Source organism: Actinacidiphila sp. bgisy167 (assembly GCF_057707665.1).
The window spans coordinates 57,191-83,636 of the sequence record NZ_JBYIQP010000005.1 but is presented as its reverse complement, the minus strand read 5'-3'; the positions used below and the strand labels follow the sequence as shown (position 1 = coordinate 83,636).

Here is a 26,446-nt window from a genome sequence, read left to right as displayed (position 1 = left end):
TCCGCGGTGACCCGGCGGGTCGCTCTCCCCGATAGCGGGGAGAGCGATCCGCCGTTCACCGGGCCGTCAGACGTGCTGAACGGAGGGCGGTGACCCCACCCGTCCACTCTCCCCGTCGGCCGGCGGCACCCCGGCCCGCCGGGCCAGCGCCACGGCGGCCAGCGTCGAGTGCACGCCCAGCTTGCCGAGCACGTTCTGCATGTGGGTGCGGACGGTGTGCGGCGACAGGTACAGCCGTTCCGCGACAGCCTTGCGGCCCAGGCCGGCCACCATGCAGCGCAGCACCTCCTGCTCGCGCGGAGTCAGCGACTCCACCAGCCGCTCGCTCTCCGTACGGTGCCGGCGGGCGGTGGTCAACTCCCGCAGCACGCCGGTCAGCAGCGCGGGCGGCAGATGCGTCTCGTCCCGCAGGACGCCGCGCATGACGGCCAGCAGCCGGGACAGCGAGCAGTCCTTGGCGACCCAGCCGGAGGCTCCGGCCTGCAGGGCGCGGGCCGCGCGGCGCGCGTCGTCCCGCTCCGCCAGCACGACAGTCCGGGTGCTCGAGTGGTCGGACCGCACCCGTTCCACCAGGGCGATGCCGTCGAGGCCGGTTTCTGCGGCGCTGTCGGACGCGGACGGCGGGGCGGCCCTCGGCGCGCCCGGCACGCGGCCTCCTGCGGCGGTCGCCGCCCCGAGGTCGGCGTCGACCAGCAGCACGTCGTAGCGGCGGCCGTCGGAGGCCGCGCGTTCCAGGCAGCGCTGGGCGGCCGCCCCGCTGCCCGCGGCCGAGACGTCGACGTCGGGTTCGGCCGCGAGGGCGGCCGCGAGCGATTCGGCGAAAATGCGGTGGTCGTCGACGACGAGAACGCGGATTCGTCCCACGGGCCCCACTCCCGGAATTCGGCACTTACCCCCACGGACGAGGTCGATGGCACGGAGGGCCGGTACCTGGCACGGACGCCGCATGCCGCCGGTCCGGCAGCCGCCCCCAACCAGGTGCCGACCCCTGTGTCTCGCCCCCTGATGCCGCCGGCCCCCACCGGCGTTGCCAAAAGCGTAGGGGCAGCGGCAGACATAGGCGCGCGAATGGAGAAACTGGCGGTTCGGACTTCCCTGGGATCGTGCCAGGCCGTGCCCCCAGGTGCCGTTTTCCACAGCGGTGGACGATGAACGGCGCGCGGAGCTCCGGCAGCGGCTGCGGGCTTCCCCACGGCGGAGGCACCCGCGCTCGCGTCGATGCGCGGCACGGGACGCGGATCGTGACTCCCCGTCCATGTCCATGACGTGGCCGAGGGAGGGGGTGACCTGCGGTCTCGCCGTGTGGGATCTCATCCGTCGTACCACGGCAGCTCAGCGCTGACCACCGTCGATCTGGCCACGGGGGAAGGCGGTCGCCTCGACGCACGCCGGTAGCATCCGAAGTAGGATAAAGGGCATGAGTGAGCCCACCCAGAAGTACTCGATCACGATGCCCCGGGACATCGCCGAAGCCGCCCGCGCCCGCAGCGGCCCCTCCGGCCTGTCCGCCTACGTCGCCGCCGCCGTCGCCCGCCAGATCGAGCGTGACAATCTCAACGACCTCATTCAGGTCGCCGAGGCAGAACACGGTCCCATCACCGAGGACGAGGTGCAGGCGCTGCGCGACCAGCTCCACGAGGCACGCGCACAGCAGACCGGCGACGAGGCGAGCGCGGCGTGACACGCTCCGCCCCGGGCGGCACGCTGGTACTCGACAGCGAGGGGCTGGCCAAGGCCGTGCTGCGCGACCGCACCGTCACCGCTTGGCTCGCCCTGGCACGCGCCGACGACCTGCGTGTGATCACGTCAGCGGCCACCCTGGTGGAAGTCGTCCACCCGGGCATCAACCGCCCGGCGCTGGAGTGGACACTCTCCCGCCTCGTCGTGGAGCCGGTCACCGACGCAGTCGCGCGCCATGCCGCCGCCCTGCTCACCGATGCCGGCCTGCACGGGCACAAGTACGCCGTCGACGCCATGCTCAGCGCGACCGCCCTCACCGCCCCGGGGCCCGTCACCGTGCTCACCTCCGACCCGGAAGATCTCACGGCCCTCTGCGGAACACGCGCCACTGTCATCAAGGTCTGAAGCCCAGGCACGGAATGACAGGCACGGAATGAAGGGCCACGCAAGGAGGCGGACCGCGGACGGGAAGGGTTGGGCCGGGCCCCTTGGGCAGGTGCGGCCGAGTTCGCAGCCGGGGTTCAGGCGCCGGGACCGCACACCGCCGAGAAGCGCAGCCCCACCGCCCCTCCCCGGCCGCAGCCCGCGTTCGCGCGCCCGAAGGGCGCGAGACGGCGGGAGAGCCGAACCGCCACCGCCGCCGCAGCACTCCGCCCCGCCCACCCGGCCCCACCGGCCCGGCTGTCGGCAGGCAGCGCTGCGCGCCCCGAAGGGCGGGAGAGGACGGGAGGCCCGGTACGGACCCCCCGCCCCCTCACGTGCTCACACCAGTCGGCGTGCTCCCGCGGACGGCACCGCGGTGAAGACCCGCGGCTCGCGGTGGCCGGCCGTGGCGAAGGCGGCGGCGATCGCCTCGGCGGTCTTCTCCGCCGCGGACTCCTCCACCAGCACGATCGCCGAACCGCCGAAGCCGCCGCCGGTCATGCGCGCGCCGAGGGCGCCCGCCTCCACCCCGGCCGACACCACGAGGTCGAGCTCAGGGCACGAGACCTTGAAGTCATCGCGCAACGAGGCGTGGCCTTCGGTCAGCACCGGTCCGATGGCGCGGGCGTCGCCCGTCTCCAGCAGTTCCACGACCCGCTCGACCCGGCGGTCCTCGGTGACCACGTGCCGCACCAGCGGCCGCAGTTCGGGGTCCTCCAGGCGGGCGAGGGCGTCCTCGAGGCCCTCGTAAGGGATGTCCCGCAGCGCGTCGACGCCGAGCTGCGCGGCCGCCTGCTCGCAGCCTGTGCGGCGCTTGCCGTACTCGCCCTCGCTGTGGGCGTGGGTGACCCGGGTGTCGACGACCAGCAGCCGCAAACCCTGGGCGGCCATGTCGAAGGGGATCTGACGCTGCGCCAGGTCGCGGGTGTCGAGCCACAGGGCGTGCCCCTCGGTGCAGCACGCCGAGGCGGTCTGGTCCATGATCCCGGTGGGGGCGCCCACATAGACGTTCTCGGCGCGCTGGCAGAGCCGGGCGATCCGCCACCGTTCCAGGCCGAGGCCGTAGAGGTCGTTCAGAGCGACGGCGGTGACGACCTCCAGGGCGGCCGAGGAGGACAGCCCCGCGCCCGTGGGCACGGTGCTCTCGAAGTGGATGTCGGCGCCGGTGATCTCGTGCCCCGCGTCGCGCAGCGCCCAGACGACGCCCGCCGGGTAGTCGGCCCAGCCGGCTCCGCCGCCGGGCGCGAGTTCGTCGACGTGCAGTTCGACGACACCGGCCGGGACGTCCGGCGAGCCGGAGTGCAGCCGCAGCCGTCCGTCGGCGCGGCGGGCGACCGCGGCGACGGTGGCGTGCGGCAGCGCGAACGGCATGACGAAGCCGTCGTTGTAGTCGGTGTGCTCACCGATCAGGTTCACCCGGCCGGGGGCGGCCCAGACGCCCTCGGGGCCGGTGCCGTATGTGGCGCGGAATCCGTCCTCGCTCACTTGCTGCCCTCCCGGTTCTGCAGTTCCTGTGCGAAGGTCCAGGCGTCGCGGACGATGCCGTCGAGGTCGGTGCGCGAGGGGCGCCAGCCGAGGCGCTCCTTGGCCCGCTCGGCGGAGGCGACCAGGACGGCCGGGTCGCCTCCGCGGCGCGGAGCGACGACCTCGGGGATGGGGTGACCGGTGACCCGGCGGACGGTCTCGACGACCTCGCGCACGGAGAAGCCGTTGCCGTTGCCGAGGTTGCAGATCAGGTGCTCTCCGGGGGCCGGAGCGTCGACGGCGAGCAGATGCGCCTCGGCCAGGTCCGCGACATGGATGTAGTCGCGCACGCAGGTGCCGTCGGGGGTCGGGTAGTCGTCGCCGAAGATCGAGATCGCCTCGCGGCGGCCCTGGGCGACCTGGAGCACGAGCGGGATGAGGTGCGACTCGGGCGTGTGCCGCTCACCGAACGCCCCGTAGGCGCCCGCGACGTTGAAGTAGCGCAGGGAGACCGCGGCCAGGCCGTGGGCGACCGCCTCGCTGGTGATCATGTGGTCGACGGCGAGCTTGGACGCGCCGTACGGGCTGGTCGGCAACGTCGGGTCGTCCTCGGTGATCGGGACGGACTTCGGCTCGCCATAGGTGGCGGCGGTGGAGGAGAAGACCAGTCGCCGCACCCCGGCGTCGCGCATCGCCGTGAGCAGTTCCAGCGTGCCGACCACGTTGTTGCGCCAGTACTTCTCGGGGTGGACGACGGACTCGCCGACCTGGGAGCTGGCGGCGAAGTGCAGCACGGCGTCATAGGTGGCGTCGAGCACCTTCGCCGCGTCCTGGACGCGTCCCTCGACGAAGTCGGCGCCCCCGGGGACGCCGTCGCGGAAGCCGGTGGACAGGTCGTCCAGGACGGTGACCCGGTGTCCCGCCTCCAGCAGATGGGCGGCCACGATGCTGCCGACGTAACCGGCGCCTCCGGTGACCAGAACCTTCTTGGTACGAGGGTCGCTCACGGGGTCACAGCCTTTCTCGGGTTCGACTCGGGGCCACGGTAGCCGGACGAGGTGAACACTCGCCTGCGGTGCGGCGCCGAGGAGATCGCGGGGGTTCCGGTCACGGGGTGGCGACCTCCCTCAGACGGCCGGCGGCGGCCTCCGGCGGCACGTCGTTGATGAAGACGCTCATGCCGGACTCCGAGCCCGCCAGGTACTTGAGCTTCCCCTGGGTGCGGCGGATGGTGAACAGCTCCAGGTGGAGCGCGAACTCCTCGCGCAAGGGGCTGCTGAACGGGGCCTGGTGCCAGCCGGAGATGTACGGGGTGGGCGGCTCCGCCGGGGCCCCGGGACGGTACGGGCCCTCGGGGCCGAAGATCCGGTCGAAGCGGCGCAGCAGTTCCAGGTAGATCACGGGGAACTCGGCGCGGGCGGCCTCGTCCAGGCCCGTCAGGTCCGGCACCCTGCGGCGTGGGTAGAGGTGCACCTCGTAGGGCCAGTGCGCGGAGTACGGCACGAACGCCGTCCAGTGCTCGCCCTCCAGGACGATCCGGCTGCCGTCCTCGCGCTCGCGCGCCACCAGGTCGTCGAAGAGGTTGCGGCCGCCGGTGGCCTCGCGGTGGCGCTCCAGCGAACGCAGCATCAGCTCGGTGCGCGGGGTGGCGTGCGGGTAGCCGTAGATCTGGCCGTGCGGGTGGCCGAGGGTGACGCCGATCTCCGCGCCGCGGTTCTCGAAGCAGTAGACCTGCTCGACGCCGGGCAGCCGGGAGAGCTCGGCCGTGCGGTCGGTCCAGGCGTCCAGGACCAGCCGCGCCTGCTCGGGGGTGAGCTCGGCGAACGACCTGTCGTGCGAGTCGGTGAAACAAACGACCTCGCAACGGCCATGTTCTCCGGTGAGCGAGGGAAAGCGGTTCTCGAACACGGCCACGTCGTAGTGGTCGTCAGGGATCTCGCTGTACCGGCCCTCGCGCGACGGGCACAGCGGGCACTCGTCCGCGGGCGGGTGGTAGGTGCGCGTCTGGCGGTGGGAGGCGATGGCGACGAAGTCACCGAGCAGCGGGTCGCGGCGGATCTCCGAGGCGCTGGTCACCGGGTCCAGCGGGCGGCGGTCGACGGCGTCGCGGGACTCGTCGTCGCGAAGGTCGTAGTAGATCAGCTCGCGCCCGTCGGCGAGCCGGGTCGATGTCTTCTTCACCCTGCGGGCTCCTTCACACCACACCAACAAACACAACTAAACACAATGAACCACAACACAACAGCAACGTCAACGGAGGCCCCATGGCGGGGAGTGATCAAACCATGCAAAACCTGGCAGAAGGGCTACGGCTCCCCACGAACGCGCTTGACTACTCGATCCTCGCGATCTACTTCGTCGTCGTCCTCGGCATCGGCTTCGCCGCCCGCCGCGCTGTCCGGACCAGCCTCGACTTCTTCCTGTCCGGCCGCTCGCTGCCCGCATGGGTGACCGGCCTGGCGTTCATCGCCGCCAACCTCGGCGCCACCGAGATCCTGGGGATGGCCGCCAACGGCGCGCAGTACGGCGCGTACACGGTGCACTGGTACTGGATCGGCGCCATCCCGGCCATGGTCTTCCTCGGCCTGGTGATGATGCCCTTCTACTACGGCTCCAAGGTCCGCTCCGTGCCGGAGTTCCTGCTGCACCGCTTCGGGCCGTCCTCGCACCTGCTCAGCTCGATCATCTTCGCGGTCTCCGCACTGCTGATCGCGGGCGTCAACCTCTACGCCATGGCGATCGTGCTGGAGGCGCTGATCGGCTGGCCGCAGTGGGTGGCGATCCTCGTGTCCGGCTGCTTCGTGCTCTTCTACATCACCCTCGGCGGCCTGTCCTCGGCGATCTACAACGAGGTGCTGCAGTTCTTCGTGATCCTCGCGGCGCTGATCCCGCTCACCGTCGTCGGCCTGAAGCGGGTCGGCGGCTGGTCGGGGCTGACGGACTCGCTCACCGACTCGCGCGGCGCCGCCTTCCTCTCCGCCTGGGACGGCACCGGCATCGGCTCGCCCAACCCGCTGGGGGCGAACTGGCTCACCATCGTGCTGGGGCTCGGCTTCGTCCTCAGCTTCGGCTACTGGACGACGAACTTCGCCGAGGTGCAGCGCGCCCTGTCCGCGAAGAACCTCTCGGCTGCCCAGCGCACCCCGCTCATCGCCGCGTACCCCAAGATGTTCATCCCGCTGATCGTGGTGCTGCCGGGGCTGATCGCTCTCGTCATGGAGCCGGACATCGGCAGGCCGGGCAGCGGGCTCCAGTACAACGACGCGATCCCGGTGCTCATGCGCGACCTGCTCCCCAACGGCGTCCTCGGCGTCGCGATCACCGGTCTGCTCGCCGCCTTCATGGCCGGCATGGCGGCCAACGTCTCGTCCTTCAACACCGTCTTCACCTACGACATCTGGGGCGCCTACGTACGCCGCGGCCGGCCCGACGGCTACTACGTCACCACCGGACGCGTGGTGACCGCGATCGGCGTGGTGATCGGCATGGGAACCGCCTTCATCGCCTCGTCCTTCAGCAACATCATGAACTACCTGCAGACCCTGTTCTCGTTCTTCAACGTGCCGCTCTTCTGCGTCTTCATCCTCGGCATGTTCTGGAAGCGCTCCACCGCCGCGGCCGGCTTCTGGGGGCTGCTGAGCGGCACGGTCGCCGCGATGATCAACTACTTCTGGTTCTACAAGGGCGGTCTGATCTCGATCCCCAGCGACCAGGGCGCCAACTTCGTCTCCGCCATCGCCGCCTTCGTCGTCGGCGGTGTGGTGATGGTCATCGTCTCGTGGTTCACCAAACCCAAGCCCGTCGAGTCGCTGGCCGGCCTCGTCTACGGCACGACCTCCCCCGGCATGGCCGAACCGCCCGCCCGGGGCGACGACGCCTGGTACCGCAGGCCCGCGCTGCTGGGCTGGGGCGCCGTTGTCCTCGCCGCGCTGTGCTACATCCCCTTCTCCCTGTGAGGTGACCCGACATGAGTGAGTACGGCGACGAGTCGGACTTCCAGCACCACGTCGAGGAACTGGAGCACACGTCGGCCTCGGCGGCGCGGCTCTTCGACGTGCGCCGGGTCATCGGCGGCCTCTTCGTGGTCTACGGGGTGATCGTGACCATCGCCGGGTTCACGGTCTCCGACGCGGACCTCGCCAAGGCCCAGGGCATCAACATCAACCTCTGGACCGGGATCGGCATGCTGGTGCTGGGGCTGCTCTTCCTCCTGTGGATGAGGCTCAGCCCCCCTCCCGCGCCGCCCGCGCCCCAGGAGACGCCTGACCGGGAACCGCACCGCCCGGGAGATGACGGGTGACCTGGTCCAGCAGCCCCGTCCGGGCCGCCAGCGCGGCGGCCTCAAGCCGGGACCCCACTCCCAGCTTCATCAGCACCCGCTGCACATGCGTCCGGGCGGTGCTCGGCGCGATCCGCATGCCGGCCGCGATCAGCCGGGTGTCCTCGCCCTCGGCGACCCGTGCCAGCACCTCCACCTCGCGCGGAGTGAGCATCTGCAGCAGCCTGGTTCCTTCGTCGTCCGGCTCGACCACCGGGTTGAGCAGTTCGGCGAAGGCGCCCTGCAGCAGTGCGGGCGCCACGGCCACCTCACCGGCGCGCGCCTTGGCCATCGCCCGCTCGACGCCCTCGATCCGCTCGTCGTGGCGTACGTAGCCGGACGCGCCGGAGGCGAAGGCGGCGGCGATGCCCCGCGGGTCGGGCACCGGTCCGAGGACCAGCACCGCCACCCCCGGCCGCTCTCGCCTGATGCGCACCACCGCGTCGAAGGCGCCCGGCTCGGCCGGCGCGGCCGTCCCGATCAGGCACACCTCGGGCGACCTGCTCAGCACGAGCTCCGCCGCGGCCGACGCGGGCGCGGCCGCGGCGAGCACCCGGTGCCCGCGCAGCCTCAACGCCGAGGCGAGCGCCTCGGCCAGCAGACGATGGTCGTCGACGACGACGAGCCGTACGCCCATGGGCGTCCCCCTCATCCCCCCATGGACTGGTGCCGACCTGCCCACCGAGTCCAAGCCGGTCCCCTTTCCCATGCCGTGGCGGAGGCCGTCCGGCATACCGCCCGGGCCCCGCGCGGGCCCCGGGCCATGCCCGGGAAGGTACACGCTTGTTCGACGCTTTGCGCCACCTACACGACAGAAGCCTCCCTTAAATCCGCATTGTCGCCAAGTACGGCTCACCGGAGCCCCGTTGGGCGCGTCCTGACGAGGCGTCCGTCCGCGTGGCTCCGGGGCCGTCAGCCGAAGGCGACGATCGAGCGGTCCGACAGGGTGGTGGAAGCGGAGACGCGGTCGGAGGTCAGGAAGAAGCGGTCCCGGTACAGCCAGCAGCCCGAGGTCATGTCCAGGAAGTCGTTCTCGATGTCCGTGCCCGCTTCGGGCAGGTGCATGAGCGGCGTCAGCTCGCGGCTCGCGGGGGTGAGCCGCAGCAGGCTGCCCGGCTGGTCGTAGGTGTTCCGCTGGTAGACCACCACCTCGCCGTTCCTGATGCCGACGATCCTGAGCTCGCGCTCCTGGTCGGGCTCGGCGAGCCATTTCCGCTTGCCGGTGGCGAGGTCGAGCGCCGCGACCTCGTTGGTGCGCCTGGAGGCGTCGCCGCTGCCCGCATGCAGCTTGGTGGTCAGGTAAATGGTCGTGCCGTCGACGGCGACGTTGGTGCACCGGTTGTCCTCGCAGCGGATCCGGTAGGTGGCCTCCGCGCCGCCGGCGCCCAGCGAGATGCGGCTCTTCATCCTGCCGCCGTCCAGGTACACGATGTCGGTCATCAACGAGCTGCCCGCCGAGAGCCCCACGACCACCGGGTCCACGGAGATGACGCTGTGCACGCTGCTGCCGTTCGGCACCTGCCAGGACCACTTCTTGGCGCCGCCCTCGCTCAGGCCCTGCACGTACGCCTCACCGCCGTAGCCGCCGCACTCGACGACCGCGATCAGCGCGGTGCCGCCCTGGTAGCCCTTGTCGACGCAACGCGAACCGGCCTTGGGCTCCCACAGCACCGCGCCGGTGCTGATCCGGTACGCGACCGAACCGCCGATCCAGGAGACGGCGGCGGTGTCGCCCGTGAGCGCGATCTTCGAGTAGAGGTGCGTCGTCCGGCCGTTCGGGCTGGGCAGCTTCTTCGCCCACAGCTTCTCGCCCCGCGCGATGTCGACGGCGAGCACGCTGTCGCAGCCCTTGCCGTACTGCAGGACCAGGCGGTCGTTCGCCGCCGACCCCGGGCCCGGGCAGGAGTCCCCGGGCAGCGGGATCGACCAGTTCTCCTTGCCGCTGTCGATGTCGAAGGAGCGCAGTGCGTCCGGCATCGTCTTCACGACCGAGTCGCCGGTGAACCAGGCCTCCGCCACCTGGGCGGTGATCTCGGACTTCGGGGGCCGCACCGCCCTCTTGTCCCACAGCACGCGGGCCGTGCGCGGGCCGTCGCCCGCCGACGGGCCGGCTGCCGACGGGCTGCCGCCGTCCTTCCCCGGGGCGTCCGAAGGCGCGTCGTCGCCGACGGTGGCCAGGAAGACCCCCGCGCCGGCGACCAGGACGGCCGCGACCACCGCCGCCACGATCCCGACCACCGCGCCCTTGCCCCGCTTCGGCGGCTGCGGGTACCGCGGATACGGCTGGTGCCCGTATCCGGGCAGCGGCTGCGTCGGAGCCTGCGCGTACGGGTTGTAGCCGTGCGGGCCCGGCCCGTACGGCCCCGGCGGCGAAGGCGGCGGCTGCGCGCCCGGCGGCTGCGTCGGCGCCTGGGCGTAGGGGTTCGGCGCTTGCGGCGGGTAACCGTACCGAGGCGGCTGCTGACCGGACCCGGGCTGGTCGCCGGGGGGAGGCGGCTGCGACATCAGCGGCACCTTTCGGGCAGGCGTACGGACGGACGGCCGCCCTCTTTGTAGCACTGGTGACGCGGCGTTCCGCCTCGCGCCCGAGGACCGTTACGGCACTGCTACTCGTCCTCTGCCAGTTCCAGCCAGCGCATCTCCAGTTCCTCGCGCTCGGCTGCCAGCGACCGCAGCTCCAGGTCGAGTTCGGCCACCTTCTCGAAGTCGGTGGCGTTCTCGGCGATGGCGGTGTGCAGCGTGGACTCCTTGTCGCTGATCTTGTCCAACTGGCGCTCGATGCGCTGCAGCTCCTTCTTGGCCGCACGGCTGTCGCCGCCGCCCTTGGGCTTGGCCGGGGCGGGCGCGGGGGCGGCGGCCTCCACAACAGCGCGGCGTCGCTCCAGGTACTCGTCGATGCCGCGCGGCAGCATGCGCAGCGTCGCGTCGCCGAGCAGGGCGAAGGTGCGATCGGTCGTCCGCTCCAGGAAGTACCGGTCGTGGGAGATGACCACCATCGAGCCGGGCCAGCCGTCCAGCAGATCCTCGAGCTGGGTCAGGGTCTCGATGTCCAGGTCGTTGGTGGGCTCGTCGAGGAAGAGCACATTGGGCTCGTCCATCAGCAGCCGCAGCAGCTGCAGCCGGCGCCGCTCGCCGCCGGACAGGTCGCCGACCGGGGTCCACTGCTTCTCCTTGGTGAACCCGAACTTCTCGCAGAGCTGACCCGCCGTCATCTCCCGGCCCTTGCCGAGGTCGACGCGCCCGCGCACCGACTCCACGGCCTGCAGCACCCGCGTCGCCGGGTCGAGTTCGGCGACCTCCTGCGACAGGTAGGCCAGCCGCACCGTCTTGCCGACCACCACCTTGCCCGCCGCGGGCTGCTTCTCGCCCTCGCTCGTGGCGGCTTCCGCGAGCGCCCGCAGCAGCGAGGTCTTGCCCGCGCCGTTGACGCCGACCAGGCCGACCCGGTCGCCGGGGCCCAGCTGCCAGGTCAGGTGCTTCAGCAGCACCTTGGGCCCGGCCTGCACGGTCACGTTCTCCAGGTCGAAGACGGTCTTGCCGAGCCGGGTCGTCGCGAACTTCATCAGCTCGGCGTTGTCGCGCGGCGGCGGCACGTCGGCGATCAGCTCGTTGGCCGCCTCGATGCGGAAGCGCGGCTTGCTGGTGCGGGCGGGGGCGCCGCGGCGCAGCCAGGCCAGCTCCTTGCGCATCAGGTTCTGCCGCTTGACCTCCTCGGTCGCGGCGATCCGCTCGCGCTCGGCCCGGGCGAAGACGTAGTCGCTGTAGCCGCCCTCGTACTCGTGGACGTCCCCGCGCTGCACGTCCCACATGCGGGTGCAGACCTGGTCCAGGAACCAGCGGTCGTGGGTCACGCACACCAGGGCGGCGCGGCGCGCGCGCAGGTGGCCGGCCAGCCAGGAGATGCCCTCGACGTCGAGGTGGTTGGTGGGCTCGTCGAGCACGACCAGGTCCTGCTCGGCGATGAGCAGCTTCGCCAGCGCGATCCGCCGGCGCTCGCCGCCGGACAGCGGCCCGATCACCGTGTCCAGCCCCTGCGGGAAGCCGGGCAGGTCCAGCCCGCCGAAGAGCCCGGTGAGCACGTCGCGGATCTTCGCGTCGCCGGCCCAGTCGTGGTCCGGGCGGTCGCCGACCACCTCGTGCCGGACGGTGGCGTTCGGGTCGAGGCTGTCGTGCTGAGTCAGCACGCCCAGGCGCAGGTCCGAGGTGTGCGTCACCCGCCCGGTGTCCGGACCCTCCAGCTTGGCGAGCATCCGGATCAGGGTCGTCTTCCCGTCGCCGTTGCGCCCGACGACACCGATGCGGTCGCCCTCCGACACGCCGAGCGAGATCCCGTCCAGCAGGGTGCGTGTTCCGTACACCTTGCTGACGGACTCGACGTTGACCAGGTTGACGGCCATGGGACTCCTGTCACTACGAGAGAACGACCTCCCAGGGTAGTGCGGCCGCGTCACCCGCTCGGTCCGGCCGCCCCTCGGGGCATCCCTGCGGGTGGGGCCCCGGCGGTGCGGCCCCCGCAGAGCCGCGGGAGCGGCGAGGGGCGCTTGCCTGAGCCCTGCGTGGATGCGTGAGCTCGCCACCGTACACAGACGCAGGTATGTACAGTTCACGCATGGAGACGTATCCGCTCGTGGAGGCCCGCAATCAGCTCGGGCAGCTCGTCGGCCGAGTCCGGCACGGGCACGAACACATCGTGATCAGCGAGTACGGCAAACCCGCCGCGGCTCTCGTCCCGATAAGCGAACTCGAGGAACTGCAGCGTCTGCGCGACGCGGCGGACGTCGCCGAGGCGGCCGCCCGCGAATCCGCATCCTCGGGCCCGGCGATGACGCATGACGAGTTCATGGCGCGGTTGGAGGACGAGGACCGTCAGGCCGAGGCCTCATGACCCACACTGTCGTCTGGCAGCACCGGGCCATGGACGAATTCCGGCGGCTGCGGTCCCTTGACCTGGTGGGCGCCAAGGCATGCGCGGCTGCCGTCCGGGACCTGGCCGAGGATCCGAGTCCTCGAGCGGCCCGCGCCCTGGGGGGCTCCGGATACTGGCGGTTGTCCGTGGGCGACTGGCGTGTTCTGTACCGACCGGACACCGGGACCGTCACCGTCCTCGTCCTGAAGGTCGGCCGTGTCGGCTGACGTTCGGCCCGGAATCGGACGCCCGCCGGGCCCCGCGTACGCGCGCGCTCAGACCACGGTCGCGCCCCGCGCGGGGCCCGTGGTCACCCGGACCGCGCGGCACGTGCCGGACACGGCGAGGGCATCGGCGACGGCGCGCGCGGCCTCGGCGTCCTTCGCGAGGAAGGCCGTCGTGGGACCGGAACCGGAGACCAGGGCGGCCAGCGCGCCGGCCTCGGTGCCCGCGGCGAGGGTCTGCGCCAGCGACGGCCGCAGGGACAGCGCGGCCGGCTGCAGGTCGTTCGCCAGCGAGGCGGCGAGGGCGCCGGCGTCGCCACTGCGCAGCGCGTCCAGCAGGGCCGGGGACGCCTCCGGCTCCGGCACCGCCGCGTCGCCGCGCAGCCGGTCGCACTCGCGGTAGACCTCGGGGGTGGACAGACCGCCGTCGGCGACGGCGAAGACCCAGTGGAAGGTGCCGCCCGTCTCCAGCGGCTCCAGCAGCTCGCCGCGGCCCCGGCCGAGGGCGGCCCCGCCGACCAGGCTGAAGGGGACGTCACTGCCGAGCTCGGCGCAGATCGCGAGCAGTTCCTCGCGGCTCGCTCCGGTGCCCCACAGCGCGTCGCAGGCGACGAGGGCGCCCGCCGCGTCGGCGCTGCCGCCGGCCATCCCGCCCGCGACGGGAATGTCCTTGGCGATGTGGATGTGGACGCGCGGCTCCAGGCCGTGTTGTGCGGCGAGCGCGACGGCGGCGCGGGCGGCGAGGTTGCTCGCGTCCACCGGGACCTGGGCGGCGTCCGGTCCGGCGACCGTGATCCGCAGTTGCTCGGCGTGAGTGACGGTGACCTCGTCGTACAGGCCGACGGCGAGGAAGACGTTCGCCAGGTCGTGGAAGCCGTCGGAGCGGGGTCCGCCCACCGCGAGCTGGACGTTGACCTTGGCGGGGACGCGGACGGTCACGGACGCGGATCGGCGGGTCACTGGCGCGGTTCTCCTCGGTGCTTCGGGTCGTGCGGCGTGCGGCGCGCGCCGCGTGCCGAGGCCGGAACGGGACCCGCCCGGCAGGGCGACGCCCCCATTGTGCCCGCTGCTACCTCCGGGGGGCGGCGGCCCCGCCGTGCTCGGCGATCGCCGCGAACTGCTCCACCGTCAGCGACTCGCCGCGCGCCTGCGGTGAGATCCCCGCGGCCACCAGCGCCTCCTCCGCCGCGGCGGCAGAGCCCGCCCAGCCGGCGAGCGCCGCCCGCAGCGTCTTGCGGCGCTGTGCGAAAGCGGCGTCCACGACCGCGAAGACCTGCTCGCGGGAGGCGGTGGTGACGAGCGGCTCCTTGCGGCGGACCAGCGACACCAGCCCGGAGTCCACGTTCGGGGCGGGCCAGAAGACATTGCGGCCGATGGCGCCGGCCCGCTTGACCTCCGCGTACCAGGCGGCCTTCACCGAGGGCACCCCGTACACCTTGGAGCCGGGACCGGCGGCCAGCCGGTCCGCCACCTCGGACTGCACCATGACCAGGGTGCGCTCGATGCTCGGGAAGGTCGCGAGCATGTGCAGCAGTACGGGGACGGCCACGTTGTAGGGCAGATTCGCCACCAGCGCCGTGGGCGGCGGGCCGGGCAGCTCCTGCACGCGCAGCGCGTCGCTGTGCACGAGCGAGAAGCGGTCCGCGAGCACAGGCAGGCGGGCGGCGACGGTCGAGGGGAGGGCCGCGGCCAGCACGTCGTCGATCTCGACCGCGGTGACGCGCTCGGCCACCTCCAGCAGCGCCAGCGTGAGCGAGCCGAGCCCGGGACCGACCTCGACGACCACGTCGTCGGGCCGGACGTCCGCGGTGCGCACGATGCGGCGCACCGTGTTCGCGTCGATGACGAAGTTCTGGCCCCGCTGCTTGGTGGGGCGGACGCCCAGCGCGGCGGCCAGCTCACGGATGTCGGCGGGGCCGAGCAGGGCGTCGTCGGCGGGACCGGAGTGGTCGGTGGTGCTCACCGCTCAAGGGTATCCGGGCCCGGCGGGGCCGCCCGCGGCCTGTGCGTGCGGTGCCTCGGCCGCCGGTGCCTGCGGCGCCTCCCGCAACCTAGGAGTGCAGCTTGCGCCCGCACACCGGCCAGGGGCTGGCGCCGCGCTGGATGTACAGCCGCTTGGCGCGGTACGTCTGCTCCTTGGCCGAGGCGTCCTGGGGCCGGCCGCGGCCGCCGAGCTTGCGCCAGGTGCGCCGGTCGAACTGGTAGAGCCCGCCGTAGGTGCCGGAGGCGTCCACCGCGTTGGGCCGGCCGCCCGCCTCGCACTGGCCGAGGGCCTTCCAGTTGAGGTGGTCGGCGCCCTTGACGCTGTTCGGGAGCGGCTTGGTGCCGACGCGCACGATCTGCCGTACTGGCTCGCGCAGCAGCTCCTCGGCGATGCGCCGGGGCTTCTGCCGGACTCCGTCGACCGTCCGGTACGCGTACGTGACGCGGCGCAGCCCGTTCTTGCCCCGGGTGTCGACGACGGTGGTGCCCTCGAACAGCGAGGGGTCCTTCTTCCGTACGACGGGGAAGGGCACCGGCTCCTCGTGGACCTCGTCGTGGCCGCGGATGCGCTTGACGGAGATCGTCTGGCCCTCGCGGGGGAAGGTGTCGGGGTCGACGGAGGCGGCGTCCATGCCGCGCAGCACGATGCCGGCGTCGCGCAGCGCCTCGCCCACGGTGGCGGCGTTGGTGCGGAAGGGGCGTTCGCGGCCGTCGGCGAGGAAGGTCACCTGGCGTTCGGTGCGCACGTCCAGCTCCAGCCCGTGGCGCCCGATGGCCTCGCCTCGGGACGCGGACAGGTACGCGCCGTCCGCGCGCACGCCCAGCTGGCGCAGGGCGCCGTCGACGGTGCCGGCCGTGGTCCAGATCCGCCGGGGCCGGCCGTCGAGGGTGAGGGCGATCGGCCGGCCGTAGCGGACGGCGACGGTGTCGCCGTCCTTCAGCGCCGTGTCGGAGCCGGGGGCGACGATGTCGTGGTCGCCGACCCGCACGCCATGGCGCTGCAGCAGTTCCCCGACGCTCCCGGCGAAGGTGTTGAGGGTGCGCGGCCGGCCGTCCACGCTGAGCTGCACGACCTTGCCGCCGGCCAGGTAGGCGGTGCTGCTGCCCGCCAGGCAGGCGACGACCAGCGCCCGGGGCAGCAGCCTGCTCAGCATGTCGGGGCGCTTGGCGGCGCGGCTGTGCCGCGCGGCCGCGCGCCCCGGACGGGGTGCGGCGTCCTCGGTGGCGGGGGCCCCACCCGGTGTCCCGCGGTTGCGGCCCTCCGCGTGGGAGTGCCTTCCCGCCCGCGTCGCCCGCGTCGTGCCCGCCTTGCTCCTGTTGCCCACGGCGTACCTCCGGCCCGGTCCGATATAAGACCGAACCGGGACCATAGCGGAGGATTCACCACTCCCCCAAGCGGAACGATCACGCTCCGTGAGCGGACGCGGTCCTTGGGCGCCTCGCGAGGGCACGCTCAAAGCGCTCCGGCCCCGGTTGGGGCGGCTTCCGCCGCGACCCGTCGGGCGTCCGCAACCGGGCGCGTGCTGTTACGCCGACCGCGCGACGCGCGTGAGGCGGCGTCAGTATCCGAAGGCGCGGGCCGTGTTGTGCGCTACGGCCGCGGCCAGTTCGTCCTCCGCGGCGCCGCGGACGGCGGCCATGGCCCGCAGGGTGACCGGGATCAGATACGGGGCGTTGGGGCGGCCGCGGTGCGGGACGGGGGTGAGGAAGGGCGCGTCGGTCTCGACGAGCAGCAGCTCGGCGGGGGCGACGGCGACCGCGTCGCGCAGGCTCTGGTTGGACTTGTATGTGACGTTGCCCGCGAAGGACATGAAGTAGCCCTTGTCGGCGCAGACTTTGGTCATGTCCGCGTCACCGGAGTAGCAGTGGAAGACGACGGTGCCGGGTGCGCCCTCCTCGTCGAGGATGCGCAGCACGTCGGCGTGGGCCTCGCGGTCGTGGATCACCAGGGCCTTGCCGTGCCGCTTGGCCATGTCGATGTGGCGGCGGAAGGAGTACTGCTGGGCTTCCAGGCCCTCGGGCCCGGTGCGGAAGTAGTCCAGTCCGGTCTCGCCGACGCCTCGCACCTGGGGCAGCGCGGCGAGGGCGTCGATCTCCTCGAGGGCGGCGTCGAGGGCCGCGCGGCCGCCCGCCTCACGGGCGCCCTGGCGCGGCCCTCCTCCCCCGGGCTCGCCGTGGACGAGCCGCGGGGCCTCGTTGGGGTGCAGCGCGACGGCCGCCCACACGGCGTCGTACGCCGCCGCGGTGCGCGCCGCCCAGTGGGAGCCGTCCACGTCGCAGCCGACCTGGACCACGGTCGTCACACCGACGGACGCCGCCTTCGCCAGCGCCTCCTCGACGCCGCCCTCCTGCATGTCGAGGTGGGTGTGCGAGTCCGCCACCGGGACCGCGAGCGGTTCGGGGAGGGGCGGTGCGGACACGGCCTTCTTCGGGCGCTGGCTCTGGTTCTGCTCGGGCATGGACCCGATCCTAGGCGGGGGCTGCGAGGCCCTGCGCCGGGCGTCGCAGCCAGTGCCGGGCAGTACGGCTACTGCCCGCCGCGCCTGCGGTGCAGCAGGTTGCGGGGCGACCAGTGCCGCGCTCGGTGCTCCGCACCCTCCACGGCGGAGGACACCGGGACCCGGCGCATGTCGGAGGCCGCGGGCAGGGGGCCGGCGGCCGCGGTGCCCGTCCAGGAGCCGGCGACCCCGGAGACCTGTCCGGCCTGCATGATGCGGACCTTGTGGCTCTCGCACTCCACGCACGTCGGCCTGGTGAGCGGGGACGGCACGCGCTTGCCGTCCGCCATGTACCAGACGACCTCGCGGCCCTGTGCATCGACGTGGTGCTCGATCTCGTACGCCTGCTCCCACCCGCGGCCACAGCTGATGCAGACGAAGGCGTACGCCTCACGGATCGTGCCATCGGTTCCGACGGTCTCGCTCATGGCAGCTCCTGATGCCCTCCGGACGAGGCGTCCGGAGCGGGACTTCCCTGTACCAGCGAACGCCCGCAAGGGCGTCGGCGACAGAAGGGGTGCCCTTTCTTGAGCCAGTTTTGGGGTGGCGGTGACCGAGGGCCGGGCAGGCGGCCCCAGGTCTTTCCCTCTCCCACGATAGGACTTTGCCCCGCGCCGTGTTTAGAGGCGGTGCGGATAGGCGGGGTGGAGAAGGGAGCGGGTCGAGGGCCGAGTTTGGCAAGGCGGAGAAGGGAGACGCAGCGGAGCTGCGGCGACCGACGACAACGCCGCCAGGCGAGAGCCATCGACCCGCGACGCCGGCCCGCCTATCCGCGCGGCCTCCTAGAGGCGGTGCGGTCAGATGGGGCGGTGCAAGGTGCGGGTCGCGGGCCGGGGCCGGCGAGGCGGGGAAGGCGCACGCAGCGGGGCTGGTGCGGCCGACGACAACGCCGCCGGGCGAGCCGTCGCCCGCAGGGCGTTCTCCCGCACGGCTTTCTCCCGCACGGCGTTCCGGGACCGCGTTCAGCCCGCCGCGGAGGGGTTCGCGGCGTGCTTCGCGGACACCACCGCGTCGAAGACCTCCCGTTTGGGCAGTCCCGCCTCCGCCGCCACGGCGGCGATCGCCTCCTTGCGGCGCTCACCCGCCTCCTCGCGGAGGCGGACCCGGCGCACCAGCTCGGCGGCGTCAAGCTCCTCCGGCCCGGTCTCCGGAGCACCCTCCACCACGACCGTGATCTCCCCGCGGACCCCTTCGGCGGCCCAGGCCGCCAGCTCCTCCAGGGTGCCGCGCCTGACCTCCTCGTAGGTCTTGGTCAGCTCGCGGCAGACGGCGGCCCGGCGTCCGCCGCCGAAGGCCTCGGCCATGGCGGCGAGGGTCTCGGCGAGGCGGTGCGGCGCCTCGAAGTACACCAGGGTGCGGCGCTCGCCGGCGGCCTCGCCGAGCCGGGCCCGCCGCTCCCCGGCCTTGCGCGGCGGGAAGCCCTCGAAGCAGAAGCGGTCCACGGGCAGCCCGCTGAGGGCGAGCGCGGTCAGCACGGCGGACGGGCCGGGGACGGCCGTCACCCGGATGCCGCGCTCGACGGCCGCCGCGACCAGCCGGTAGCCGGGGTCGGAGACCGAGGGCATCCCGGCGTCGGTGACGAGCAGCACCCGGGCGCCCGCCTCCAGCGCCGCGACGAGCTCCGGGGTGCGGGCTGACTCGTTGCCCTCGAAGTACGACACCACCCGGGCAGTGGTGGTCACGCCCAAGGACTGGGTGAGCCGACGCAGCCGCCGGGTGTCCTCGGCGGCGATCACGTCGGCGCCGGCCAGCTCCGAGGAGAGCCGGGGCGGTGCGTCGGCCACGTCCCCGATGGGGGTCCCTGCGAGTACGAGTACGCCTGCGGCCGGTGCTGCGGAGCTAGTCACCGCCCCAGTCTCCCACCCGTCGCGCCCCCGGCCCGGGCCGGTGCTGCCCGGGGCCGCGGCGCACGGCGGGGTGCGCCCGGTTGGCGCGGCCTGCGCGCTTCCGCAGGCGGTGTCCCTACGATGGCCCGGTGACCAGTGACACCGCGACGCACCCGCACCCGGTCGAGGACGCGCCGATGGCCGTACAGGAGCAGAACCCCTGGCAGCGCCGGCTGCGCCGGTTCGGCTACGCGGACCGTCCGCGCCCCGGCGTGCGCGAGCGCCTGGTCGCGCCGTTCCCGGAGCCGGGGACGCGGGTGTGGGCGGCGCTCGGTACGGGCCCGGTGACGGCGTCCCGGCTCGCCCGCTGGAGCGGCTGGGGCGGCCCGCTGCTCGTGGCGCTCTTCGCGGGCCTGCTCCGGTTCTGGAACCTGGGCAGCCCCCACGCGGTGATATTCGACGAGACGTACTACGCGAAGGACGCCTGGTCGCTCCTGCAGTACGGCTACGAGGGCAGCTGGCCGGAGAAGGCCAACGACCTGATCCTCGCCACCCCGCCCTCCGTGCCGCTCTCCGACGCCCCCTCGTACGTGGTGCACCCGCCGGTGGGCAAGTGGGTGATCGCCTCCGGCGAGTGGATCTTCGGCTTGAACCCCTTCGGCTGGCGCTTCGCGATGGCGGTGCTCGGCACGTTGTCGGTGCTGATGCTCTGCCGGATCGGCCGCCGGCTCTTCCGCTCCACGGCGCTGGGCTGCCTCGCGGGCGGCCTGATGGCCGTCGACGGACTGCACTTCGTGATGAGCCGCGTCGCCCTGCTCGACCTGGTCGTGATGTTCTTCGTGCTGGCCGCCTTCGGCTGCCTGCTGATCGACCGCGACCGGGCGCGGGCCCGGCTCGCCGCGGCCCTGCCCGAAGACCGTCCGAACGACCGCGTCGCCTCCCTCACCTGGCTGGGCTTCCGCTGGTGGCGGATCGCGGCCGGGGTCTGCCTGGGCCTGGCCATCGGGACCAAGTGGAACGGCCTGTACGTGCTGGCGTTCTTCGGCATCCTCACCGTGCTGTGGGACGCCGGCGCCCGCCGGGTGGGGGGGGGACGCCACCCCCGGCTCAGCGCGTTCTGGCTGGACGGGCTGTGGGCGGCGCTCAGCATGGTCGGCGTCGCCGCCGTCACTTATCTGCTGTCCTGGCTCGGCTGGTTCACCAGCGGCAAGGGCTGGGACCGCAACTGGGCCAAGGGCGACGGCGGCTTCCTCTCCGACGCCTGGGCGTCCCTGCGCAGCCTGTGGCACTACGAGTCGCAGGTCTACGACTTCCACGTCAACCTGCACTCCCCGCACACCTACCAGTCCAACCCGTGGAGCTGGCTGGTGCTGGGCCGCCCGGTGTCGTACTTCTACGAGTCCCCCAAGCTCGGCGAGGACGGCTGCACCGCGGCCGGCGGCTGCGCCCGCGAGGTGCTCGCCCTCGGCACCCCGCTGCTGTGGTGGGCCGGGTGCTTCGCCCTGCTGTACGTCCTGTACCGGTGGATCTTCCGCCGCGACTGGCGCGCCGGCGCGATCGCCTGCGGCGTCGCGGCCGGGTACCTGCCGTGGTTCCTCTACCAGGAGCGGACGATCTTCCTGTTCTACGCGGTGGTCTTCGTGCCGTTCCTCTGCCTCGCGGTCGCGATGATGCTCGGCGCGATCCTCGGTCCCCCCGGCTCGAGCGAACGCCGCCGCATGTGGGGCGCGGTCGGCGCGGGCACCCTTGTGCTGCTGATCGTCTGGAACTTCATCTACTTCTTCCCGCTCTACACCGGGCAGACGATCCCCATGGACGCCTGGCGCAACCGCATGTGGCTCGACACCTGGATCTGACCGCCCGAGGCGGAGCGGCCGGACCTGGTCTGCGGCCGTCGGCCGGGCAGCCGCCGTTTGCAGGGGCGCGGGTGCACACTTAGCGTGAGCCCCGAGGGAATGTCACGAATGTCCGCTCCCGATCCCCGCGTCCCCGGTCAGGCGTCGGCGCTCGACAGCGTCGGCGCGGCTCTGGCGGTCGTCGACGCGCGGGGCAGACTCGTCCGCTGGACCGAGGTCGCCACCCGGCTGCTGGGGTACGCGGCGGCGGACGTGCTCGGCAGACCGGTCTCGACGCTGCTCGACGGGCCGGACGGCGCGCCGCCGGACCTCACCTGCGAGTGGGCGGGGCCCGCCGCGCTGCGGCACCAGAGCGGCGGGCTGGTGGACGTGGACCTCCGAGTGACCGGGCTGCCTGGGCCGGCGGGCACGTTGGACTGGCTGGTCTCGACGGCCGGGGTACCTCCTTCCGTCCTGGAGTCGGCCGCCGAGCTGAGCCCCTTCCCGATGGCGATCTGGGACAGCGACCTGCGCACCATCTGGCTGAACCACGCCCTGGCCGAGCGATTCGACCTCTCCCGGGAGGAGCGGCTGGGTCGGCACCTGGAGACGTCACCGCTCTACGAGAACGCCGAGCAGGTCACGTCGCTGCTGCGCGAGGTACTGGAGAGCGGCGTCCCGGTGATCGACCGGGAGCTCAACCAGCTGGACCCCCTGCACCACCGGGCGTACGCACTGTCCGTCTTCCGGATCGAGGACGTCCGGGGCGGCCTGCCGGGCGTCTGCTCGGTCAACGTGGACGTCACCGAGAGCCGTCGGGCCCGGGACCGCATGACCCTGCTCGGCCGGGCGGCCACGAGCATCGGGACCAACCTGGACGTCTGGCAGACCGCGCAGGACCTCGCGGACCTGCTGGTGCCGCTGATGGCCGACTACGCGACGGTCGACCTCGCGGAGTCGGTGGGGCTCGGCGACGCTCCGCTCACCCGGCTGGGCCCGTTGGAGGACGGCAACGTCCCCGCCTTCCACCGCGCGGGCATGGCCTCCATCCACGACGACTTCAGGGAGTCGCTCTTCGCTCGCGGCACCCCCGTCTTCGTCCCCCCGCACTCGCCGTTCGTCGAGGTGCTGAGCTCCGGACGGACGCACATGGAGCCGCGGCTGGACACGGAGCCCGGCACGTGGCTGGAGGAGGACCCGCAGCGGCTGCGGATGGTCCTCGAACAAGGGATGCACAGCCTGCTGATCCTGCCGGTCCACGCGCGGAACGAGATCCTCGGCATCACCGTGCTCGTCCGCACCGACAACCCCACGCCGTTCGACGAGAACGACCGGACGCTCGCCGAGGAACTGGTCAGCCGGGCCGCGCTGAGCCTGGACAACGCCCGCCGCTACACACGCGAGCACACCATGGCGCTGACGCTGCAGCGCAGCCTGCTCCCCCGCAACCCGAACGCCGGGTTCTCCCTGGAGACGATCTGGCGCTACCTCCCGGCGGACACCCAGGACGGCGTGGGCGGCGACTGGTTCGACGTGATCCCGCTGTGCGGCGCCCGGATCGCCCTGGTCGTCGGGGACGTCGTGGGGCACGGGCTCAACGCCGCCGCGGCCATGGGCCGGATCCGCACGGCGGTGAGCACCCTCGCCGGCCTGGACCTGGCCCCCGAGCAGCTGCTGTCCGCCCTGGACGACCTCGTCGTCCGGCTGGGCTACGAGGACGACGACGACGCGCCCACGGCCAACATCCTCGGCGCCACCTGCGTGTACGCCGTCTACGACCCCACCGAGGAGCGGCTGACCGTCGCCCGGGCCGGGCATCCGCCGCCGGCGGTCATCGCTCCCGACGGCACGGTGGACTTCCCCGAGGTCCCCTCCGGGGCGCCGCTCGGCGTGGGGCTGCGGTCCTATACGTCGGTCGACCTCGAACTGCCCGCGGGCAGCGTGATCGCCCTGTACACCGACGGGCTCGTCGAGAGCCGGGAGGGCGACATCGACGACGGGCTGGAGCGCCTGCGGGCCGCGCTCACCCGGCCGCCGGGCACCCCGCTGGAGGACCTGTGCTCCGCGGTGGTCGAGCTGCTGCCCGACAAGGGGCAGGACGACGACGTGGCGCTGCTGATCGCCAGGGCCTGCACCTTCGATGCCGACCGGGTGTTCACCGTCCAGGTGCCGGCCGATCCGGAAGCGGTCGGACGCGCGCGGGCCGAGGCGGTCCGGCAGCTGTCCGCGTGGGGGCTGGACCGGCTCGGGACGGCCGCCGAGCAGATCGTCGGGGAGCTGCTGGCCAACGCCGTACGGCACGGGGCGGGGCCTGTGCGGCTGCGGCTGATCCGGCACTGGAAGCTGGCCTGCGAGGTCTTCGACGCCGGTCCGGGTCCACCGTTGCCGCGCCACCCCGGACCCGACGACGAGGGCGGCCGGGGCCTGGTGATCATCGGAGGGATCGCCGCCCGGTGGGGTTCCCGCCGACTCAAGGAAGGCAAGATCGTCTGGGCGGAGCTGCCCCTGACGGACGAGGAACGGCTTCTGGACGGGCCGGACTGCGTCCTGCCGTGAGACCGGTCGCAGGCGGCGCGTTTTCCCGGTCCATGGCACAGGTGTGGTGAAGCCGTGACCGGGGGGACGGCCCCGGGTTCGTCCGCGTCCCGTAGAGTGCGCTTGCGCCGCCAAGATTTTGAACATGTTCAAAGGGCCAACGGGAGGGTCGGTGTCATGCGCCGAGGAGTGAAGCTGGGGATCGTTGCCGCACTGACCACCGGGCTGGTGGGGACCGCCGGGTACGGGGCGTACAACATCTACAACGGGCTGACCGGAGGCAGCGGGTTCGGCGGTTCTTCCGCACAGGCAGCTCCCGTCGAGACCGGGCCACCGACCGCGGCAGAGGTGAAGAAGACGGCCGCCGAGTTCCTGGCCGCATGGGCCAAGGGGGACACCGCCGCGGCGGGGGCGCTCACCAATGACGCGGCGACGGCTTCCGCGGCGCTGACCGCGTACCGGCGGGACGCGCACGTCACCCGGGTACGGCTGGCCCCCGGCGCGGCCAAGGGGGACGTCGTGCCGTTCAAGGTCACGGCCTCGCTCTCCTACAAGGGCAAGTCCTCCACGTGGACGTACTCCTCGGCCCTCACCGTCTTCCGCGGCGAGACCACCCACCGCCCCCTGGTCGCCTGGAAACCGTCGGTACTGCACCCCCAGCTGACGGCCGGCCAGTCACTGGAGACCGGTGAGGCCGCCTCCCCGCAGGTGATCGTCGTGGACCGCAACGGCAAGGAGCTGGACGCCGACGACTACCCGTCCCTGGCCTCCGTCCTGCCCCAGCTGCGGGAGCGCTACGGCGCCGAACTCTCCGGCGGCAAGCCGGGCGTCGAGACCTGGGTGAACGGGGGCGACGGCCCCGGGCAGACACTGCACGTCATCGCCAAGGGCACGCCCGCGAAGCTGCCCACCACCCTGGACGCGCGCCTGCAGAAGGCCGCCGAACAAGCCGTGGGACGCAGCGCCCAGTCGTCGGTCGCGGCGGTCAAGGCGAGCACCGGCGAGATCCTCGCCTTCGCCAACAACCCGTCGACGGACAACAACAACGCCTTCAACGCGCAGGTCGCCCCCGGCTCCACCTTCAAGGTCATTACCGCCACCGCCCTGCTGGAGAGGGGCGTGAGCCCGGGCACCCCGGCCCCGTGCCCGGCGACCGCGAACCACGACAACGGCAAGATGTTCCACAACGTGGAGAGCTCCTCCGACCTCTCGGCCACCTTCCAGCGGGACTTCGCGATCTCCTGCAACACCGGCTTCATCAAGCTCGCCGACCGGCTCGACGATTCCTCGGTCCCCTCGGTCGCCCAGCGCTACTACGGCTTCGGCCAGACCTGGAACGTCGGCGTCCCGGCCTGGGACGGACGCGTTCCCGGCGGTTCGGGCGACGAGATGACCGAGGAGATGATCGGCCAGGGCCAGATACAGATGAGCCCGCTGAACATGGCCTCCGTCGCCGCCACCGTGCAGAACGGCGTGTTCCGCCAGCCCCGGCTGGTCGCCGCCGGCCTGATCGACGGACCCCTCGCGAAGGCGAGCAGCGGCCTGCCGTCCGGCGTGCGGGGCAACCTCAAGTCGATGATGCGGCTGACCGCGTCGAGCGGCACCGCCACCACGGCGATGCGCGGGGTCTACGGCGACGTCGGGGCCAAGACCGGCTCCGCGGAGGTGGGCGGCCAGGAGCAGCCCAACGGGTGGTTCGTCGCCTACCGCGGTGACGTCGCGGCCGGCGGGATGGTGCTGGAGGGCGGGCACGGCGGCGACTCCGCGGGGCCCATCGTGGCGGCGGTGCTGAAGGCCTCCTCGTGACCCGTGTGGCCACGGCCCCCGCCCCGGAAGACCGGGAGGGCGGTGCCGCATGGCACCTCTGACAGCGGCCGCCGTCCTGCTCGCGGCGGTCACCCACGCGGCGTGGAACGCCATCGCCCACAGCATCCGGGACCGACTCGTCGCGTTCACCCTCGTCGGTGGCGGCGGAGCGATCTGCGGAGCGGTCGCCGCCGGCTTCGCGCCGCTGCCCGCGGCGGACGCGTGGCCCTACCTGGCGTCGTCGGTGGGAATCCACATGGCCTACATGTACCTGCTGACGAAGTCCTTCGCGCTGGGCGACTTCGGGCAGGTCTACCCCATCGCGCGCGGCGTCGCCCCCTTGGCCGTGACCGTGCTGGCGGCCCTCTTCGTGGGCGAGGTGCCGGCTCCCCTGCAGACCGTCGGCGTCCTCGTCGCCTCCGCCGGGCTCGGCGGGGCCGCCCTCTGGAGCGTGCGCGGTCGCCGCCGTGAGGACTGGCCGGCCGTCGGCGCGGCCGTGGGCACCGGCCTTGCCATCGCGGCGTACACCGTCGTCGACGGCGTCGGCGTCCGCGCGTCCGGCACCGCCCTGGGGTACGTCGCCTGGCTCCTGCTCATCCAGGGCGTCCTGCTCGCCTGCTGCGCCCTCGCGGCGCGCCGTGCGGCGCTCCTCGGACAACTCCGCCCGGTCGCCGGCCGCGGGCTCCTCGGCGGGGCGCTGTCCATGTCCGCCTACGGCCTGGTCCTGTGGGCCCAGACGCGGGGCGCCCTCGCGCCCATCGCGGCGCTCCGGGAGACCTCCATCATCGCGGGGGCGGTCATCGGGGCGGTCTTCTTCAAGGAGCAGTTGGGGCGTTCGCGGGTCGTCGCGGCGTTGGTCGTGGTGGCGGGGATCGGGCTGATGCTGCACGCCTGACGCGGGCTCCGTGTGCGGCGCCGTTGTGGCTGGGGTCGCGGTTGCTTCCCCGC

23 protein-coding genes are annotated in these 26,446 nt (G+C 72.8%); 10 read left to right on the top strand and 13 right to left on the bottom strand.

Annotation, left to right across the window (positions count from 1 at the left end; translation table 11 throughout):
• Nucleotides 1-66: 66 nt before the first annotated feature.
• The gene (locus tag AC3ET4_RS03320; protein ID WP_431945647.1) at nucleotides 67-864 is read right to left on the bottom strand and encodes a LuxR C-terminal-related transcriptional regulator; all 798 of its coding nucleotides are present in this window, start codon (nucleotides 862-864) and stop codon (nucleotides 67-69) included.
• 553 nt (nucleotides 865-1,417) lie between these two features.
• Between AC3ET4_RS03320 and AC3ET4_RS03315 the strand changes: the two genes are divergently transcribed.
• Both AC3ET4_RS03315 and AC3ET4_RS03310 read left to right on the top strand, forming a co-directional pair.
• A complete protein-coding gene (locus AC3ET4_RS03315; protein ID WP_289935391.1) occupies nucleotides 1,418-1,681 on the top strand; it encodes a CopG family transcriptional regulator in 264 nt (87 codons plus the stop codon).
• Nucleotides 1,678-2,085: a PIN domain-containing protein gene (locus AC3ET4_RS03310; protein WP_431945645.1), complete on the top strand. Its 408-nt coding sequence runs from the start codon at nucleotides 1,678-1,680 to the stop codon at nucleotides 2,083-2,085. Before AC3ET4_RS03315 ends, AC3ET4_RS03310 begins: the two co-directional genes overlap by 4 nt.
• Nucleotides 2,086-2,442: 357 nt before the next feature.
• Here the strand turns inward: AC3ET4_RS03310 and galK are convergent, their stop codons facing one another.
• The 3 genes from galK to galT all read right to left on the bottom strand — a co-directional run bounded on the left by galK (nucleotide 2,443) and on the right by galT (nucleotide 5,748).
• Entirely contained in the window at nucleotides 2,443-3,588 is a 1,146-nt protein-coding gene (gene galK / locus AC3ET4_RS03305; RefSeq protein WP_431945643.1) for a galactokinase, read from the bottom strand.
• On the bottom strand, nucleotides 3,585-4,574 hold the full coding sequence (gene galE / locus AC3ET4_RS03300) for a UDP-glucose 4-epimerase GalE (protein ID WP_431945641.1): 990 nt from the start codon (nucleotides 4,572-4,574) through the stop codon (nucleotides 3,585-3,587). The genes galK and galE overlap by 4 nt, the downstream gene beginning before the upstream one ends.
• Before the next feature lie 100 nt (nucleotides 4,575-4,674).
• Nucleotides 4,675-5,748, bottom strand: a complete 1,074-nt coding sequence (galT, locus tag AC3ET4_RS03295; protein WP_431945639.1) for a galactose-1-phosphate uridylyltransferase — start codon at nucleotides 5,746-5,748, stop codon at nucleotides 4,675-4,677.
• Nucleotides 5,749-5,852: 104 nt separating this feature from the next.
• Here galT and AC3ET4_RS03290 point away from each other — a divergent pair, with 104 nt between their 5' ends.
• Nucleotides 5,853-7,523: a sodium:solute symporter family protein gene (locus tag AC3ET4_RS03290; protein ID WP_431945638.1), complete on the top strand. Its 1,671-nt coding sequence runs from the start codon at nucleotides 5,853-5,855 to the stop codon at nucleotides 7,521-7,523.
• Between the two features lie 11 nt (nucleotides 7,524-7,534).
• Complete coding sequence (locus tag AC3ET4_RS03285) at nucleotides 7,535-7,867, top strand: hypothetical protein (protein WP_431945636.1); 333 nt, start codon at nucleotides 7,535-7,537, stop codon at nucleotides 7,865-7,867.
• On the opposite strand, the gene AC3ET4_RS03280 is transcribed toward AC3ET4_RS03285, so the two are convergent.
• The 3 genes from AC3ET4_RS03280 to AC3ET4_RS03270 all read right to left on the bottom strand — a co-directional run bounded on the left by AC3ET4_RS03280 (nucleotide 7,791) and on the right by AC3ET4_RS03270 (nucleotide 12,282).
• Entirely contained in the window at nucleotides 7,791-8,522 is a 732-nt protein-coding gene (locus AC3ET4_RS03280) for a helix-turn-helix transcriptional regulator (protein ID WP_431945634.1), read from the bottom strand. The two genes, AC3ET4_RS03285 and AC3ET4_RS03280, sit on opposite strands and share 77 nt — an antisense overlap.
• Nucleotides 8,523-8,797: 275 nt before the next feature.
• Nucleotides 8,798-10,390 carry an outer membrane protein assembly factor BamB family protein gene (locus tag AC3ET4_RS03275; RefSeq protein WP_431945632.1) on the bottom strand — a complete coding sequence of 531 codons (1,593 nt, stop codon included), beginning with the start codon at nucleotides 10,388-10,390 and terminating at the stop codon, nucleotides 8,798-8,800.
• Nucleotides 10,391-10,491: 101 nt separating this feature from the next.
• Nucleotides 10,492-12,282, bottom strand: a complete 1,791-nt coding sequence (locus AC3ET4_RS03270) for an ABC-F family ATP-binding cassette domain-containing protein (RefSeq protein WP_431945630.1) — start codon at nucleotides 12,280-12,282, stop codon at nucleotides 10,492-10,494.
• A 212-nt stretch (nucleotides 12,283-12,494) separates the two neighbouring features.
• On the opposite strand from AC3ET4_RS03270, the gene AC3ET4_RS03265 reads away from it, so the two are divergent.
• Both AC3ET4_RS03265 and AC3ET4_RS03260 read left to right on the top strand, forming a co-directional pair.
• Nucleotides 12,495-12,770: a type II toxin-antitoxin system Phd/YefM family antitoxin gene (locus AC3ET4_RS03265; protein WP_431945628.1), complete on the top strand. Its 276-nt coding sequence runs from the start codon at nucleotides 12,495-12,497 to the stop codon at nucleotides 12,768-12,770.
• Complete coding sequence (locus tag AC3ET4_RS03260) at nucleotides 12,767-13,018, top strand: type II toxin-antitoxin system RelE family toxin (RefSeq protein ID WP_431945626.1); 252 nt, start codon at nucleotides 12,767-12,769, stop codon at nucleotides 13,016-13,018. The genes AC3ET4_RS03265 and AC3ET4_RS03260 overlap by 4 nt, the downstream gene beginning before the upstream one ends.
• Nucleotides 13,019-13,066: 48 nt before the next feature.
• Here AC3ET4_RS03260 and AC3ET4_RS03255 read toward each other — a convergent pair whose 3' ends face one another.
• The 6 genes from AC3ET4_RS03255 to rsmI all read right to left on the bottom strand — a co-directional run bounded on the left by AC3ET4_RS03255 (nucleotide 13,067) and on the right by rsmI (nucleotide 19,343).
• Nucleotides 13,067-13,975 (bottom strand): 4-(cytidine 5'-diphospho)-2-C-methyl-D-erythritol kinase, encoded by a 909-nt coding sequence (locus AC3ET4_RS03255; protein WP_431945624.1) that lies wholly within the window; start codon nucleotides 13,973-13,975, stop codon nucleotides 13,067-13,069.
• A 109-nt stretch (nucleotides 13,976-14,084) separates the two neighbouring features.
• Entirely contained in the window at nucleotides 14,085-14,978 is an 894-nt protein-coding gene (rsmA, locus tag AC3ET4_RS03250; protein ID WP_431945622.1) for a 16S rRNA (adenine(1518)-N(6)/adenine(1519)-N(6))-dimethyltransferase RsmA, read from the bottom strand.
• An 88-nt stretch (nucleotides 14,979-15,066) separates the two neighbouring features.
• Complete coding sequence (locus AC3ET4_RS03245) at nucleotides 15,067-16,323, bottom strand: resuscitation-promoting factor (RefSeq protein WP_431945620.1); 1,257 nt, start codon at nucleotides 16,321-16,323, stop codon at nucleotides 15,067-15,069.
• A 234-nt stretch (nucleotides 16,324-16,557) separates the two neighbouring features.
• Nucleotides 16,558-17,457 (bottom strand): TatD family hydrolase, encoded by a 900-nt coding sequence (locus AC3ET4_RS03240; RefSeq protein WP_431945618.1) that lies wholly within the window; start codon nucleotides 17,455-17,457, stop codon nucleotides 16,558-16,560.
• 68 nt (nucleotides 17,458-17,525) lie between these two features.
• Nucleotides 17,526-17,924 (bottom strand): hypothetical protein, encoded by a 399-nt coding sequence (locus tag AC3ET4_RS03235; RefSeq protein WP_431945616.1) that lies wholly within the window; start codon nucleotides 17,922-17,924, stop codon nucleotides 17,526-17,528.
• Between the two features lie 534 nt (nucleotides 17,925-18,458).
• Nucleotides 18,459-19,343 (bottom strand): 16S rRNA (cytidine(1402)-2'-O)-methyltransferase, encoded by an 885-nt coding sequence (rsmI, locus tag AC3ET4_RS03230; RefSeq protein ID WP_431945614.1) that lies wholly within the window; start codon nucleotides 19,341-19,343, stop codon nucleotides 18,459-18,461.
• Between the two features lie 176 nt (nucleotides 19,344-19,519).
• Between rsmI and AC3ET4_RS03225 the strand changes: the two genes are divergently transcribed.
• The 4 genes from AC3ET4_RS03225 to AC3ET4_RS03210 all read left to right on the top strand — a co-directional run bounded on the left by AC3ET4_RS03225 (nucleotide 19,520) and on the right by AC3ET4_RS03210 (nucleotide 26,393).
• Nucleotides 19,520-21,178 carry a dolichyl-phosphate-mannose--protein mannosyltransferase gene (locus tag AC3ET4_RS03225; protein WP_431945745.1) on the top strand — a complete coding sequence of 553 codons (1,659 nt, stop codon included), beginning with the start codon at nucleotides 19,520-19,522 and terminating at the stop codon, nucleotides 21,176-21,178.
• Nucleotides 21,179-21,286: 108 nt separating this feature from the next.
• Nucleotides 21,287-23,713 carry a SpoIIE family protein phosphatase gene (locus AC3ET4_RS03220; protein WP_431945612.1) on the top strand — a complete coding sequence of 809 codons (2,427 nt, stop codon included), beginning with the start codon at nucleotides 21,287-21,289 and terminating at the stop codon, nucleotides 23,711-23,713.
• 156 nt (nucleotides 23,714-23,869) lie between these two features.
• Nucleotides 23,870-25,498, top strand: a complete 1,629-nt coding sequence (locus AC3ET4_RS03215; RefSeq protein WP_431945610.1) for a penicillin-binding transpeptidase domain-containing protein — start codon at nucleotides 23,870-23,872, stop codon at nucleotides 25,496-25,498.
• Between the two features lie 49 nt (nucleotides 25,499-25,547).
• A complete protein-coding gene (locus AC3ET4_RS03210; RefSeq protein WP_431945608.1) occupies nucleotides 25,548-26,393 on the top strand; it encodes an EamA family transporter in 846 nt (281 codons plus the stop codon).
• Nucleotides 26,394-26,446 lie beyond the last annotated feature (53 nt).

Coding starts and splice junctions, on each gene's coding strand:
- AC3ET4_RS03225 (WP_431945745.1), top strand. CDS start 19,520: ATGGCCGTACAGGAGCAGAACCCCTGGCAGCGCCGGCTGCGCCGGTTC.
- AC3ET4_RS03315 (WP_289935391.1), top strand. CDS start 1,418: ATGAGTGAGCCCACCCAGAAGTACTCGATCACGATGCCCCGGGACATC.
- AC3ET4_RS03240 (WP_431945618.1), bottom strand. CDS start 17,457: ATGCCCGAGCAGAACCAGAGCCAGCGCCCGAAGAAGGCCGTGTCCGCA.
- AC3ET4_RS03280 (WP_431945634.1), bottom strand. CDS start 8,522: ATGGGCGTACGGCTCGTCGTCGTCGACGACCATCGTCTGCTGGCCGAG.
- AC3ET4_RS03210 (WP_431945608.1), top strand. CDS start 25,548: ATGGCACCTCTGACAGCGGCCGCCGTCCTGCTCGCGGCGGTCACCCAC.
- AC3ET4_RS03235 (WP_431945616.1), bottom strand. CDS start 17,924: ATGAGCGAGACCGTCGGAACCGATGGCACGATCCGTGAGGCGTACGCC.
- AC3ET4_RS03290 (WP_431945638.1), top strand. CDS start 5,853: ATGCAAAACCTGGCAGAAGGGCTACGGCTCCCCACGAACGCGCTTGAC.
- AC3ET4_RS03285 (WP_431945636.1), top strand. CDS start 7,535: ATGAGTGAGTACGGCGACGAGTCGGACTTCCAGCACCACGTCGAGGAA.
- AC3ET4_RS03265 (WP_431945628.1), top strand. CDS start 12,495: ATGGAGACGTATCCGCTCGTGGAGGCCCGCAATCAGCTCGGGCAGCTC.
- AC3ET4_RS03275 (WP_431945632.1), bottom strand. CDS start 10,390: ATGTCGCAGCCGCCTCCCCCCGGCGACCAGCCCGGGTCCGGTCAGCAG.
- AC3ET4_RS03260 (WP_431945626.1), top strand. CDS start 12,767: ATGACCCACACTGTCGTCTGGCAGCACCGGGCCATGGACGAATTCCGG.
- AC3ET4_RS03215 (WP_431945610.1), top strand. CDS start 23,870: ATGCGCCGAGGAGTGAAGCTGGGGATCGTTGCCGCACTGACCACCGGG.
- AC3ET4_RS03220 (WP_431945612.1), top strand. CDS start 21,287: ATGTCCGCTCCCGATCCCCGCGTCCCCGGTCAGGCGTCGGCGCTCGAC.
- AC3ET4_RS03270 (WP_431945630.1), bottom strand. CDS start 12,282: ATGGCCGTCAACCTGGTCAACGTCGAGTCCGTCAGCAAGGTGTACGGA.